This is a genomic window from Arthrobacter sp. N199823 (genome assembly GCF_002929705.1).
Classification (GTDB): Bacteria; Actinomycetota; Actinomycetes; order Actinomycetales; family Micrococcaceae; genus Specibacter.
Window position 1 is genome coordinate 14,588 of record NZ_PJIN01000011.1, and the last position, 14,515, is coordinate 29,102.

At 56.2% G+C, this 14,515-nt stretch carries 11 protein-coding genes and 2 tRNA genes; 2 read left to right on the forward strand and 11 right to left on the reverse strand.

What is annotated here, in order from left to right; genetic code table 11:
* Nucleotides 1-53: 53 nt before the first annotated feature.
* Together CXQ93_RS17370 and CXQ93_RS17375 are read right to left on the reverse strand one after the other, a co-directional pair.
* Nucleotides 54-2,711, reverse strand: coding sequence for a LuxR family transcriptional regulator (locus CXQ93_RS17370; RefSeq protein WP_146073249.1), 2,658 nt, complete (start codon nt 2,709-2,711; stop codon nt 54-56).
* A gap of 536 nt (nt 2,712-3,247) precedes the next feature.
* Nucleotides 3,248-3,616, reverse strand: coding sequence for a GNAT family N-acetyltransferase (locus CXQ93_RS17375; RefSeq protein ID WP_218711995.1), 369 nt, complete (start codon nt 3,614-3,616; stop codon nt 3,248-3,250).
* A gap of 622 nt (nt 3,617-4,238) precedes the next feature.
* On the opposite strand from CXQ93_RS17375, the gene CXQ93_RS17380 reads away from it, so the two are divergent.
* On the forward strand, nt 4,239-4,790 hold the full coding sequence (locus tag CXQ93_RS17380; RefSeq protein ID WP_104111685.1) for a flavin reductase family protein: 552 nt from the start codon (nt 4,239-4,241) through the stop codon (nt 4,788-4,790).
* A gap of 73 nt (nt 4,791-4,863) precedes the next feature.
* Here the strand turns inward: CXQ93_RS17380 and CXQ93_RS17385 are convergent, their stop codons facing one another.
* Both CXQ93_RS17385 and CXQ93_RS17390 read right to left on the reverse strand, forming a co-directional pair.
* Nucleotides 4,864-5,568 (reverse strand): rhomboid family intramembrane serine protease, encoded by a 705-nt coding sequence (locus CXQ93_RS17385; protein WP_373418231.1) that lies wholly within the window; start codon nt 5,566-5,568, stop codon nt 4,864-4,866.
* A gap of 254 nt (nt 5,569-5,822) precedes the next feature.
* Nucleotides 5,823-6,365 carry a peptidylprolyl isomerase gene (locus tag CXQ93_RS17390; RefSeq protein WP_062286103.1) on the reverse strand — a complete coding sequence of 181 codons (543 nt, stop codon included), beginning with the start codon at nt 6,363-6,365 and terminating at the stop codon, nt 5,823-5,825.
* Nucleotides 6,366-6,475: 110 nt separating this feature from the next.
* Here CXQ93_RS17390 and CXQ93_RS17395 point away from each other — a divergent pair, with 110 nt between their 5' ends.
* A complete protein-coding gene (locus CXQ93_RS17395) occupies nt 6,476-7,525 on the forward strand; it encodes a hypothetical protein (RefSeq protein ID WP_256939495.1) in 1,050 nt (349 codons plus the stop codon).
* 108 nt (nt 7,526-7,633) lie between these two features.
* Here the strand turns inward: CXQ93_RS17395 and CXQ93_RS17400 are convergent, their stop codons facing one another.
* The 7 genes from CXQ93_RS17400 to gyrB all read right to left on the reverse strand — a co-directional run bounded on the left by CXQ93_RS17400 (nt 7,634) and on the right by gyrB (nt 14,394).
* Nucleotides 7,634-8,500, reverse strand: coding sequence for a DMT family transporter (locus CXQ93_RS17400; protein WP_104111688.1), 867 nt, complete (start codon nt 8,498-8,500; stop codon nt 7,634-7,636).
* A gap of 129 nt (nt 8,501-8,629) precedes the next feature.
* A tRNA-Ala gene (locus tag CXQ93_RS17405) sits at nt 8,630-8,705 on the reverse strand.
* Nucleotides 8,706-8,745: 40 nt separating this feature from the next.
* Nucleotides 8,746-8,910 (reverse strand): DLW-39 family protein, encoded by a 165-nt coding sequence (locus CXQ93_RS20880; RefSeq protein ID WP_308470635.1) that lies wholly within the window; start codon nt 8,908-8,910, stop codon nt 8,746-8,748.
* Nucleotides 8,902-8,975 (reverse strand) — tRNA-Ile (locus tag CXQ93_RS17410). The genes CXQ93_RS20880 and CXQ93_RS17410 overlap by 9 nt, the downstream gene beginning before the upstream one ends.
* 142 nt (nt 8,976-9,117) lie before the next feature.
* On the reverse strand, nt 9,118-9,663 hold the full coding sequence (locus CXQ93_RS17415) for a DUF3566 domain-containing protein (RefSeq protein ID WP_104111689.1): 546 nt from the start codon (nt 9,661-9,663) through the stop codon (nt 9,118-9,120).
* A complete protein-coding gene (gene gyrA, locus CXQ93_RS17420) occupies nt 9,660-12,314 on the reverse strand; it encodes a DNA gyrase subunit A (RefSeq protein WP_104111690.1) in 2,655 nt (884 codons plus the stop codon). Before gyrA ends, CXQ93_RS17415 begins: the two co-directional genes overlap by 4 nt.
* Before the next feature lie 70 nt (nt 12,315-12,384).
* Nucleotides 12,385-14,394, reverse strand: coding sequence for a DNA topoisomerase (ATP-hydrolyzing) subunit B (gene gyrB / locus CXQ93_RS17425; RefSeq protein WP_218712003.1), 2,010 nt, complete (start codon nt 14,392-14,394; stop codon nt 12,385-12,387).
* Nucleotides 14,395-14,515 lie beyond the last annotated feature (121 nt).

A 14,515-nucleotide genomic window follows, 5' to 3' on the forward strand; every position in this document is an offset into this window, starting at 1 on the left:
CCGTTGGCGCTGTCATTAGCGCCATGCCAGACTCCTGCCGAGCGGCTGGGAACTTATGTGTAAAAGGAATCGCTTCGATTTCCAGGCTCGTCGCTGTTAATGAGCGAGGCCAGCTGCTCTCTCGATTGAATGTCCAACTTGATGAAGGTCCTGTACAGGTGACCTTCAATGGTCCGTAATGAGACATGTAGCCTGGTGGCAATGGAGTTATTTGATTCACCTTGGGCCACCAAGAGGGCTATCTGATGTTCCCGGCGGGTCATCTTGGGCGCTTCAATAGTATCGAATACCGGAGAGACCAGACCGGGCATCTTTTCGCGCATAGCAACCACCTTCGTGGCTGATTTCCTACTCTTGTGCACTTTTCCACTGTGATGGAGTTTGTTCAATGCATGGGTTGCCAACTCCACAGCGATCAGGTCAAACCCATAGTCCATCGCAACGACGCTGGCTCGATCCAGAGCCTCCGGGTTCTGGGACGCCATGGCCTGAGACCACTCCACAAAGAATTCTTTACTCCCGGAGTCCAGGAGCGAGGCGACTTCCGATAACCGCGGTATGGCAGTGCCGTCCCCCACGCGCACCAGCAAGGAGAGGACCGCCAGCTCAATTCCAGTAAATCCGCGGCTGCGACATTCTCGTTGCAGGCTACGCAACCTGGCCAGTCCAAGCTCATTTTGACCCGTCATAACCTGTGCGGCTGCAGCGTAAGCAGACGCTTCCAGCTCATGGAATTTTCCGCTGCGTTGGTTCAATAGGGCGTATCTGGCCAATTGTTCTTGGGAGCCCACCAAATCGCCATGCATGACCAGGGCATAGGCCAAGAGCGCCAATGCGGTGGGACGTACTGACCAGGGATCGTAGTCGGCCAGGGCCACGGCTGCCGAACGCAGTGCCGGCAATGACTCTTCAAAATGGCCGCGGCGGCATGCCATGGTGGCCGCAGCAAGATCCCGGAGCCCCCCGGAAACTAACATGAGGTCCGTGTTGACAAAAACCGCCGGCTCCAGCGCCACACGCGCAAGGTCCCATCCGCCGTCGTAAATGACGGCTGCCACAGCGCGAGTGTAGGCCAAAAGGGAAATGTCGGGTCGCGGAAAACCCTCAGGCCGTTCCATTATCGCAAGGATTTCGCCAGCCAGCGCCACGGCCTGGCTCATCTTTCCCACAGCGCCTAAGACTTCGGCCTGCAATGACTTCAACAGAACCATGTCGCTAGCGTTCTGCGTCAAAGGATGCTTCAGTACCTCCTCGATGACGGCAGTGGCAGCTGCGCTATTCCCTAAGGTAACATCCCGCATCGCGACCACAATCAAGACATCAATGTCTGCCCTGGTGACGGCTTTATCCGTAGGAACCATCCCGAATCGGAGGTGGAAATTCTCCAGCACATGATTGAGCTTCTCTTCATAGTCCAACTCGGAGAAGTGACTCAAGTGCACTGCCCGCAAGGCAGTGGCCGCTGCCGCCGGCGTCATGGCGAGCTCGAAAGCTAGCAGTGCTTGGCTCCGTGCTTGCGTGAGCTTGTTTTGGTTTGAGAGTGCGATTGCTCCCTCCGCCAACAGTGCTGGCAGGTGTTCCGAACCGACGGACATGGCGCAAAACTGCAGCGCATCCTTCGGCCGCATGAGCTGATTGGCGTGAATGGCGGCTTCCAGCAGCCGATCGTCGTCGAGAGTGAGCCCGCAATCGAGTGTCCATCGGGCGATGTTGATGATTTCCTCGGGTGAAGGATGACTCGTGGCGGGCAGCAATTGTGACACTTCGGCCAAAAGTCTTCTGCTACGCCCGATGGGAACAATCGCCCGAATGGGCGCCGCCGTGGCCGGACGGGACAGGTGCATAAGCAATGCCGGTCCTGGCCCAATTTCCACCAGATCCCGCTGGTGAATGTCATCCACCGCTTCCGGACTGGACAATTCCAAGACCAAATCCATCGGCAAAGAGCCGGCCAATGCCAAGATTTCAATGATTCGGCGAGAGCCTTCTGGAAGGTTCTGTAAATCCATTTGCATGAATTCCCAAGACTCCGAGCCCATCAGGTCAGCAGGGTGATCCAAGATCCACACACCGTTGATCTGGCGCAGCGAACCTTCCTCTTGCGCCCCTGAAATCAGGCCTTTGAGAACCAGAGGATTACCCACCGAACGGCTTGCAAGATAGTGGACCGTGGGGCCAGCGATTTGGCCACCGAGCGTTTCCTCGAGGATTTGGCGCACGTCATCACTGTTCAGCGGTCCCAGTTCGAAGCGAGTCAGATACCCGTTACGCCACAGCTCCCGCAGCTGACTATTATGACTGCCGTGTTGATCGACAACAATGAGCTTCGCCTCAGAGGACATGACGACCTGCATGATAATTGCTGCGCTTTGCGAATCCAGAAACTCAGAGTTGTCGACAATTAAGAAGACTCTTTTGGAGCTCTGCAGTGCAGCATGAATCTGATCGAGCAGGCCATTGAGGACATCGTAGTAGTCGTTGCTCCGTGCCAGATTGGCACCCACACGGGCATTGACGGCACCGAACGGTATGGCGGCCAGGGCCTTACTTGCTGAGAGCCTGATCGTGGCGGATTCCGCACCGAGTGCATCCAAAATCTGGCCCAACATCCAGGTTTTCCCTGCGCCACGGGCACCAACAAGAAGCACTCCTCTCGAAGTGTTACCTATGAGCTGTGCACCGATGTCCCCAGCTTTTGCCCGTCGGGCCACTCATCCCCATTTCATGCAGCGTCTGCCTTGCGAGCATTCCGCCATTCTAATGCGAGCTTGCGCCGCACCAGATACAACTCAGGTCCTGCCAGACCAACGATTCTGATCCCAGTCTAGGGATTATCCATCGATTGTGTCACGAGCGCCCACGGTACGGTCCGAGTTTGTTTCTCAGGGTGCAGAATACGACGTTCTGGTGCACAGATGACTGGGCTCCCACGCTGAAATCCATCGGTGGCTTGCTCTAACTGGCAACCATATTTGGACACTGTCCACTGGGATTCTCAGTTGCGTGTCACGTGCCTACAGAATCGGCCTAAATCTAAGGAACAGGCTAGAGCCACCATTGGAGAGCTACCCACTGGTTGATGCTCGCATGGCATGTCACCGGCCGATTGAGAAGTAGCTCGGGATCCCCACGCGCGGACGTAGGATCCCGAGCTGATTGTCACCAGTGGATCGCTCTGAACTGCCGCTATGTCCAACCCTCAGTTTCTGGAATTCCCAGTTTCGTGTCACTTTCCTACGGAATCGATCTAGACCAGGCAACACGCAAAGGTCAGCATCGGCCGTCCGCCGAGTGGATGTTCTTGTCCGATACCTACCTCCGACAGCCCAGCCGACTCGTACAGTTTTATCGCCCTGGTGTTGCCGTCCCGAACTTGCAACTCGAATCGCATGTATCCACTCTCCCCGGCATTCAGTAGAGCATCGGCCAAAAGGGCGCGACCACCGCCTCGACCAGATGCGTGCACTTCCAAGGCGAGCATCTCCAAACGTGCCACCCCTTCACCGCCATCGATGGTCAGAGCGAAGCCGTTCACGTCACGGCCAAGTACAGCGAATCGAACGATTTGCTGTGTGAACTTCTCACGGGCGCGGACACCGACTGCTAAGGAATCCACTCGCCCATCCCTCGCAGCCAAGGCATCCAGCCAAAGCCTCACACAACTATCTTCATCGCTACCAAGTGAACCGGCTCTAATTTCCATTCCTCAAAAGTATCCGACTGCCACTCCTCTACCCATGCAACATGGCACGAAGCTTTTGCTCCTGAACAAAGACCCTGACAATGCGGCGGCAGGTGACACGAAACCGAGAAAAGTGACATCCAAAACGAGACCTACAGGACGGTTGCACAAAATACTCGATTTGTCACTGTCCCCAGAGTTATCCACACTGTGGATAACTCTTTCCCACAACTCACAGGCTTATCCACTGCCGTGGACAACTCCTTCGAACTATCCACAAGCCATCTTCGAAATTGTGGTTATCCATAGTTGTTCACAAAGTTATCCACAGAAGTGGATAACTTTGTGGCAGATCCGGCCAAACGATCAGTTAACCGCTTCAGAAAGTAATCCACAGCTGTGGAATTACATGTGTGTAACTTATACCCAGTGTGGACAAGTCTGGGGATAACCATGTGTTCGACTAACACAGAACTACTAGAACTACAGCTCTGTAAGTTATGCCCATGTGTGGACATCTATGTGGATAACTGTGGAAACGTGAAACGATGGAGCCATGGAACTACCCGATCCCCTCGATATCCACAGAGTTTTCCCACAGCACCTTACACAGGAATCGATCGACGAATTCCGCCGACTCAGTGCCGAACAGGCCGGCTCGGTTGCCATTGTCAGCACCAGAATTCGGAACCGCGATTATGCAGCGACAGTGAGCTCCTACTTGTCAGTGTCCTATGACCCTCCGACATTACTAGTGAGTCTTTATGGGGAATCAAGGATTGCGCTGGCGGTGGCAGAAGCGGGATCGTGGGCACTCTCGCTACTCACGGCAGAGCAGAAGTCCCAGGCGAATTGGCTGGCCAGCCCGGGCACACCCACCGAGGGCCTGCTGAACCAGATTGATTTCAGGCGCGGGCCAGTCACCGAGAACGCCATCATGGCGGGGGCGTTGGCCTGGTTCGAAGTAGAAACCACTGCCATCCACGAGGCAGCAACCCACCTGCTGGTGGTGGGAAACGTGGTATCCATGGGTGAAGACGCACAGTGGAGCCGGGACTTGTCACCGTTACTCCACTACGGCGGAGACTACCGACGTCTCAAGCCCTAAGGCGCGGAGGCAGGGTCAGGCGGGCGCGGTGCGGAGGGAGCCCAGCGCAGGATGAGGCGGGCGCCGTCGAAAGTTAGCTGACGATGGTGAAGGCCGGGAAGGTGGATACCTTGTACGCGGTGAGGGCAAGAAGTACTACTGTCATCGCGGCGATTCCGCCCCACTGCACCAGATTGCGGTTCTTAGTGGGGGCGTAGGCAATGGCGGCTGTGCAGAGTGCACCGGCAATCAAACCACCCAAATGGGCCTGCCAGGCAATGTTGGGGACGATGAATCCAATAGCTGCGTTGATGGCCAGCAGCACAAGGATTTGTCGCAGATCTCCGCCGCGCTTCTTCTGCACCACGAACAGGGCACCAAACAAACCGAATACGGCGCCGGAAGCACCCACAACCACAGTATCGATGGGCGAAAGCAAGAGCACGCCGACAGAACCTGCGAACGCGCTAACAAGATAGACGGCCAGGAAGCGCACCCGTCCAAAGGCAGGTTCAAGGGCATTGCCAAGAATCCACAACGCATACATGTTGAAGGCAATGTGCATGAGGTTTGTTGAATGCAAGAAGGCTGATGTCACCATCCGCCACGGTTCCGTTTCCGTGTAGAACGGGGCGTAGGCGAAGTTCTGGAAAATGAAATCCTTGGGAATAGCCAAGTCCAAAGCGTACATAGCCACGCAAATGGCCATCATGGTGATGGTCACCAAGGGCCGGCCTGTGCGGGTAACGCCGCCAAAAATAGTTCTGCGGGAAGGAACGCTCTTACTGGCTTCCCTCACACAGTCCACACACTGGATTCCCACGGCAGCACTGCGCTGGCAGTCTGCGCATGCCGGCCGGCCGCACCGCTGGCAGCTCACATAAGAAACCCGATCGGGGTGCCGTGGGCAGACAGGGGCTCCGGTGGAGGGATACGGGACCGGATGTGAAGAGCTCAAGAGAGGGATCCTAGTAAGAGGTATATAAGGAAGGCTTTGGTTGCCGGGCACCCATGAAGGCGCCTGGCAACCAAAGCCAGGAGGTCAAGCGGGGTTTAGAGCTCTACGACGCTGATGGAGTTGATGACAACGTCTTCGCGAGGCTTGTCGCCCGCACCGGTTGCAACGCCTTCAATAGCGTCGACAACGGCCTTAGAGGCCTCGTCTGTGACGTCGCCGAAGATGGTGTGCTTGCCCTGGAGCCAGCTGGTGTTCACGGTGGTGATGAAGAACTGTGAACCGTTGGTCCCACGGCCACCCTGAATGCCAGCGTTAGCCATGGCAAATTTGTAGGGGTCGTTGAAGTTCAGGTCGGGGTTGATCTCGTCGTCGAACTGGTAGCCCGGTCCGCCGATGCCGCGACCCAGGGGATCTCCAGCCTGGATCATGAAGTCTTTGATGATGCGGTGGAAGATAGTGCCGTTGTACAACGGGGCGTTGGTCTTTTCGCCGGTGCCCGGGTGGGTCCATTCAATGGAACCCGTAGCCAGGCCAACGAAGTTTGCCACGGTCTTGGGAGCGTGGTTTCCAAAGAGGTTTACCTCAATGTCGCCCAGGCTCGTGCTGATAGTTGCTTTTGCGGTTGGGATAGCAGTCATGGCGTTATTCTGTCATGCGAAAATGAGAATATTCTGTCAAGACATGCCATTCCGCGCCCGGCGAACTGCTAGGTGATAGCAACAGCGCCCTGCTCGACGTAGGCTAAAACATGAAACTGCTGACATCTGGAGGAAACGTGAAGAAGGTCGACCGCTTTACCCAAGGTTTGGAAGATTCATTGAACACCAGTGTGGACACTGCCCGTGAATGGGCTGCACCACATGTGGAGACCGCCAAGGACTGGACGGCTCCACGTGTTGAGGCGGCACTGGGCTGGGCTGTTCCCCGCATCGAAAAAGGAATTGAGCACGCTTCACCCATCGTTCAGGATGGATTGCGCAAGGCTGCTCAGTACACGGCCGACGGCGTTGCGGCCGTGACCCCAAAACTCCAGGAAGGCCTTGAAAGGTTGGCACCAAGGATTTCCGATGCTGTCGATGACGCTACCCCGCACATTCATGACGCACTGGAAAAGGCTGCTCCTGCCATCACCAGCGCCAAGGACAAGGTGGTGGATGATTTCTTCCCACTCGTTTCAGGCAAGCTGGGCGACGCTGCCCACGCTGTTGAGGTTGCCCTGGAAAAGTCCAAGGTTTCCCATCAACTGGAGATTGCGGCTGCCAAGCTAACAGGCAACAAGAAGGCGTTGGCTCAAGCTGAAAAGGCAGCTGCTGAGGCCGCCAAGAAGTTTGCCGCTGAAATGAGCAAGGCCGCCAAGAAAGAGAAGCGTAAGGGCCGTGGATGGATTGTGGTGGGCGTTGTTGTTGCCGCCACTGCCGCCGGAGTTGCAGCATGGAAGGCTTCCAAGCCGGTAGCTGATCCGTGGAAGACTCCCGCTCCCGTTGCCCCTGCAGTTGTGCCCGCCCCGGTTGCTGCTCAAGCACCGGTTGCTGCTCAGGCACCGGTTGCTGTCCCCGCTCCTGTTTCCGCGGACGACGGCGTTGCCACCGAGGCTGCTGAGTCCGCCGAAACGGTGGTCGAGAAAGCAAAGGACACTGTTGCGGAAGCATCCCAGAAAATTGGTGACGCTGTGGACGCCGCCAAGGAAAACCTGGGCGATGCTGCCGCCGATGCCAAGGATGCAGCCGTGAAGGCCAAGGACGCTGCTGTCGCTGCCACGGATGCTGCGACACCGAAGCCGAGGGATCCAAAGCACTAACGGCACTATAAAAGCCAAGGAGGGGCCGGGAGCATTGCTCCCGGCCCCTCCTTGGCGTTTAACGGCCCTGTCTGGTGGCCGGTGCACTGGCAGTCTGCCGGTACAGCCCTATTTCTTGAGGCCGCTACGCCCCTGGCGCAAGACCACCATGGCCAGGCCGGCAAGGATTAGCCCCAAACCTGCGTATGTTCCCGGAGGCAGCTGCTGGCTAAGAAATACGCCTGCCATAATCGCAGCGCCGGGAATTTCAAGCAGAATCATCATGGACACCACCAACGGGGAAATGGTGGCCAGCAGATAGTTGAAGATGGTGTGGCCAAAGAGTTGGGCAGCCACTGTCACACCAACAACGCCCCACCAAGCCTCGGGCGGAATGTTGACCAGCGGTTGGCGAAAGAACAAACACAAGGCGAGCAGGATTAGCGAACAGATACCGTAGCAAAGGCTTGAGTAGACACCTATAGAAAGGCTTTTGCGGGCCTTTGAGCCAGCCATGGTGTAAATAGCTGCCAGTATGCCGCCAACTAGAGCTAGCAGGTCACCCACCAGCGCCTCACGGGAGACGCCCATATCAAAACCCGTAATGACCATCACACCCACCATGGCCGTTCCTAGGCCCATGAGGACCGGTCGTGGCGGCTTTGATCCCTGGAGCCACTGAAATAGCGCAATCCAGGCTGCTTGCAGGCAGACAAGGGCTGTAGCGGCCGCAACCGTGGTCATCTTCACCGAGGTTACAAAGCATGCGAAATGGAAGGCCAAAGCAGTTGCCGCAATTGCGGTGTACTTGAGTTCAGATCGAGTCAGTGACTTCAGAAAACCGGGATTTCTAATCGCAGTTGGTGCGCCTAACACCAAAGAGCCGAAAACATTGCGCCACAAGGCAATCGTCAAGGCCGGGGCCATGGTGGCCGCCATGATGGGCCCGGAGGCTGAAACGCCCAAAATGCCTACAACGGCCAGAATAAAGATCACTGATCAAGACTAGCCAGTTCCCGCAGCCACTAGCGCCACAAAAGGATTGGCAGCTAACCCGTTAACCGGATTGGGGGAATTGTCCACAGACAAAAACAACCCCGGTCTAGTGACCGGGGTTGTTTCTCATGGTGGAGGCACGGGGACTCGAACCCCGAACCCCCTGCTTGCAAAGCAGGTGCGCTACCAATTGCGCCATGCCCCCATGAGGCTGATTCAGTATATATGAAACACAGTCAAAAGATTCAATTCACTGAATCTGTTGCCTTACTCCACGTTGTCTTCACAACTTTGGATTCCCGCCATTTCTTGGTTAGGAATACTGCAGCAGCCAAAGTTCCGATCGAGATCAATAACTTCTTCACTACACACCATCCTTCCACAAGAACCGGTAGGTTCCGTGGGCGCACCTGGACTTGAACCAGGGACCTCTTCGTTATCAGCGAAGCGCTCTAACCGCCTGAGCTATGCGCCCTTCTTAGCCCTCATCGGGCCGAGATAAAACTTTACCCCACACATTCCCAAAGTCCCAAATCGGCGGGTTCGCGAGTTCGCCGAACCCGCCGATTTAGAGCACTGGAAACGCTTTGTCCGCGAGAATTCGCGGTTTTTGTTACTTAGTCATCGGTCAGAGTTACACCGATGCCACCCACCAGGGTGGCTGAGATGTTGTAAAGCACTGCAGAAAGTACCGAAAGTGTGGTCAACAGCACAACATTGACCACGGCGACGATGGTTGAGAACGACGCAACCTGACCGAGCGAGACAATAGCCAGAAGATCGAAGGGTACCCCGCCCTCCTTGCCCTGAATCTCATTGACGAAGGAGTTCACCGTCTCAAAGAGACCCATGGTGTCCAGCACCGACCACAGCACGATTGCTGCAATCACCGTGACAATGCCGAGTGCCACTGACAACAAGAACGCCATCTTCAGCACTGACCACGGATCTACCTTGCTCACCAGCAGGCGGGCGCGGCGGGCCTTGGCCTTCGGCGCGGGCTTCACCAGTGCCGGCGGCGTTTTAGGAGCAGGGCGCTTTGCGGCAGCTGCTCCGGCAGTCGCCGGACCACTCGTAGGACGCTGAGCTGGACGGGCAGGGCGCGCAGTTGCACCTACCTTTGGTGCGGACCCTGGCCGCGGAATCGGGTTATTGGTGCTCAATCAGTGCCTCCAGTTGTTCCGTCTTGAGACGTTAACGGTACTTCATCAATCTGCTGGTCTCCCTCTAAATCGCCGAGAATTGGGCTCTCAGGACTTTCCGGGGCCTCAGAATCCGTTGATTCGTCATCCTCTTCAAGGCCGCGTTCGCTGTTGCGAGCAACCTCAATGATCTTGTCGTTCTTGTCTGGCTTAGCGAAGATAACACCCATGGTGTCACGCCCCTTAGCGGGAACTTCCGAGACGTTGGAGCGCACTATCTTTCCGCCGCTCATCACCACCAGAACCTCATCATCCTCTTGGACGATCAAAGCCCCGACCAGGTCTCCGCGGTCCTCCACGAGCTTGGCAACCTTGATGCCCAAGCCGCCTCGTCCCTGCAAGCGGTACTCCTCGACGGCAGTACGCTTGGCATAGCCGCCCTCTGTGACAATGAACACAAATGAATCATCGGTAACAACATTGGCCGCCAGCAGTTCGTCAAAGTCACGGAACTTCATGCCTGTCACACCTGATGTTGCCCTTCCCATGGGGCGCAGTGCCTCATTGGTGGCGGTGAATCTGATGGACTGACCCTTGCGAGAAACCAACAGCAAGTCATCAGAATCGGAAACCAACTGAGCGGAGACCAATTCGTCGCCGTCACGCAGGTTGATGGCAATGACACCTGCAGAGCGGTTGGTGTCGTAGTCCTCCAACGACGTCTTCTTGACCAATCCGTTCTTAGTGGCCAGTACCAGGTACGGAGACTGCTGGTAGTCCTTCAGTTCCATAACCTGGGCGATCTTCTCGTCCGGCTGGAACGCGAGCAGATTGGCCACGTGCTGGCCCTTGGCGTCGCGGCCGGCTTCGGCCAGTTCGTAGGCCTTGGCACGGTAGACGCGGCCCAGGTTGGTGAAGAACAGTAGCCAGTGGTGCGTGGTGGTCACAAAGAAGTGCTCGACGACGTCGTCGCCTCGAAGCGCTGCTCCCTTGACGCCCTTGCCGCCACGGTGCTGTGAACGGTAGTTGTCGCTGCGCGTGCGCTTGACGTAACCGCCACGGGTAATGGTGACAACCATTTCCTCTTCAGGAATGAGATCTTCCATACTCATGTTGGGGTCGTAACCCATCATGATTTCCGTGCGACGGTCATCCCCGTAACGGGTGGTGATATCAGCCAGTTCGTCACTGACAATGCCGCGCTGAATTTCCGGATCCGCCAGGATGCGGTTGAACTCGGTGATCATGGTCTCAAGAACATTGTGACGATCAGTGATCTTCTGATGCTCCAAGGCAGCCAGGCGACGCAACTGCATATCCAAAATGGCCTTGGCCTGGATCTCATCGATATCCAGCAACGCAACCAAACCATCACGGGCTTCCTCGGTAGTCGAGGAGCGCCGGATGAGAGCGATGACCTCATCGAGGGCATCCAGAGCCTTGAGGAGGCCACGCAGGATGTGAGCTTCTTCTTCTGCCTTGCGCAGACGGAAGCGGGTACGGCGGACAATGACGTCCATCTGGTGCGTCACCCAATGACGGATGAACGCGTCCAGCGGCAATGTTCGCGGCACACCATCAACAATGGCCAGCATGTTGGCGCTGAAGTTTTCCTGCAACTGAGTGTGCTTGTAGAGGTTGTTCAAAACAACCTTGGCCACTGCATCGCGCTTGAGGACAATAACCAATCGCTGGCCGGTACGGCCCGAGGTCTCATCACGCATATCGGCGATGCCAGAAATCTTGCCGTCCTTGACCAGATCGGCAATCTTGATAGCCAAGTTGTCAGGGTTGGCCTGGAACGGCAGTTCAGTCACGACCAAGCAGGTGCGTCCCTGAATCTCCTCAACGTTGACAACGGCACGCATGGTGATGGATCCACGTCCCGTGCGGTAGGCATCCTCGATGCCCTTGCGGCCCAGAATCTGAGCACCAGTGGGGAAATCGGGTCCCTTGATGCGCTCAATGAGGGCCTCAAGAAGGTCCTCACGGCTGACCGTCGGGTTAGCCAGGTACCACTGGACACCTTCAGCAACTTCGCGCAAGTTGTGGGGTGGAATATTGGTTGCCATGCCCACGGCGATACCTGAGGAGCCATTGACCAAAAGGTTCGGGAACCTTGAGGGCAAAATGATGGGCTCTTGGTTCTTGCCGTCATAGTTGTCCTGGAAATCGACGGTTTCCTCGTCGATGTCCCGAACCATTTCCATGGCAAGTGGGGCCATCTTGGTTTCCGTGTAACGAGGTGCAGCGGCACCATCGTTACCGGGGGACCCGAAGTTTCCCTGTCCCAGTGCCAAGGGGTAACGCATGGTCCAGTCCTGGATCAAGCGAACCAAGGCGTCGTAGATCGAGCTATCACCATGGGGGTGGTACTGTCCCATGACCTCGCCAACAACGCGGGCGCACTTGTTGAAGGAACGTTCCGGGCGGTATCCGCCGTCGAACATGGCGTACAGCACGCGGCGGTGCACAGGCTTCAGTCCATCACGGACATCCGGCAGTGCACGGCCAACAATCACGGCCATGGCGTAGTCGAGGTAAGAGCGCTTCATCTCCGTCTGGAGATCAATTTGCTCAACTTTGTCATGCATTAGATTTCCGTCAAGAACCTCTACATCCGTGGGCTCCACGGTCGGTTCTGAGGGATTCTGAGGTGTTTCGTCGCTCATAATCTTTTATATTCCATTCCCAATATATGCCTAAGTTTCTCTATGCCTAGTGAGGTATATCTACCTCTTTCTAGATGTCGAGGAACCTGACATCCTTGGCGTTTTGCTGAATAAAGTTACGTCGTGATTCAACGTCTTCGCCCATAAGCGTCGAGAAAACCTGGTCAACTTCGGCCGCATCATCCATCGTGACCTGAAGCAAGGTGCGGTGTTCGGGATCCATGGTAGTGTCCCACAGCTCGGTGTAATCCATCTCGCCGAGACCCTTGTAGCGCTGGATTCCGTTGTCCTTGGGGATACGGCGCCCGGCAGCAGCTCCGGCAGCCAAGGCCGCGTCGCGTTCCTTATCGCTGAACACATAATCATGAGGCGCATTGGACCACTTGATGCGGTATAGCGGAGGCTGGGCCAGGTACACATATCCGCTTTCAATCAACGGACGCATGTAGCGGAATAGCAAGGTGAGCAGCAATGTGGTGATGTGCTGGCCGTCAACGTCGGCATCTGCCATCAAAACGATCTTGTGGTAACGGGCCTTGTTGACATCGAAGTCCTCGCCAATGCCGGCGCCGAAAGCCGTGATCATGGCCTGAACTTCGGCATTTCCCAATGCCCGGTCAAGGCGGGCACGTTCCACGTTAAGGATTTTTCCTCGCAGCGGCAGAATTGCCTGGGTTGTTGGGTTCCTTCCGCGGACAGCTGAGCCGCCTGCAGAGTCACCCTCCACGATGTAAATTTCCGACAATGCCGGATCCTTGGACTGGCAATCCTTGAGCTTGCCCGGCATGCCACCGGATTCCAGAAGGCCCTTACGTCGAGTGCTTTCCCGAGCCTTGCGAGCTGCCAGGCGAGCCATGGAAGCCTGGATGGACTTGCGAATAACATCCTTGGCGGGACCGGGGTTACGTTCGAGCCAGTCGCCCAAACCATCTGTCACAACGCGCTGAACAAATCCCTTGACCTCGGAGTTACCCAATTTGGTCTTGGTCTGGCCTTCGAACTGCGGTTCCGAAAGCTTCACGGAGATGACGGCTGTGAGGCCCTCACGGATGTCGTCCCCTGTGAGGTTGTCATCCTTTTCGCGGATGATGTTCTTCTCACGCGCGTAGCGGTTAATCAATGAGGTCATGGCCGCACGGAAGCCCTCCTCATGCGTTCCACCCTCATGCGTGTTGATGGTGTTGGCATACGTATGGACGCTTTCCGAGAAGGAAGTGGTCCACTGCATGGCAATTTCTACGGCCATGCTGCGTGAAGAATCCTCAGTTTCAAAGGCAATCACGTCTTCGTGGACGGGCTCATACTTCTTTGAGGTGTTCAGGTGCTTGACGTAATCAAGCAGTCCATCTTTGTATTGATAAACAACAACGCGCTTACCCGTTACAACGTCTTTGCCCTCTGGAATAGCATCCAGATCCGGGTCTTCATCAGGTGATTCCAGCACGGTGCGCTCATCCGTGAGCGAGATTTTCAGGCCCTTGTTCAAGAACGCCATCTGCTGGAAGCGGGCCCGGAGAGTCTCGAATTCGAACTCCACCGATTCAAAGATGGTGGGGTCCGGGTAGAACGTCTGAGTGGTACCTGTTTCGGTGGTGGTTTCGCCCTTGACCAGAGTGCCCTGAGGCTTGCCACCATCAGCAAAACTCATGCGCCAGACATGACCCTGACGGCGAATCTCGGTGTTAACCTGACGGGAGAGCGCGTTAACGACAGAAATACCCACGCCGTGCAGACCGCCGGAGACCGCGTAACCGCCACCACCAAATTTTCCACCAGCATGCAAAATGGTCATGACCACTTCAACAGTGGGCTTACCTTCTGTGGGGTGAATATCCACGGGAATGCCGCGACCATTGTCGATCACTCGCACTCCACCATCGGAGGTCAGAGTGATATCGATGTGGTCACAATAGCCGGCGAGGGCCTCATCCACGGAGTTGTCAACAACTTCGTAGACCAGGTGATGCAAACCACGCAGACCTGTGGAGCCAATGTACATACCGGGACGTTTCCGGACGGCTTCCAGGCCCTCCAAAACAGTGATGTCACTCGCGTCGTAGTGGCTAGTATCGGCCGGCACGGAGGGTGTTGCGGTATTCCCTTCCGCGCTTGGCTGTGTGCTATCCGGCTCTGGATTCACGGCACTATCCGAATTGTTCGTCGTCACAGGCGCGTTCGACCCCTTTAATTGTTTAGCTCGA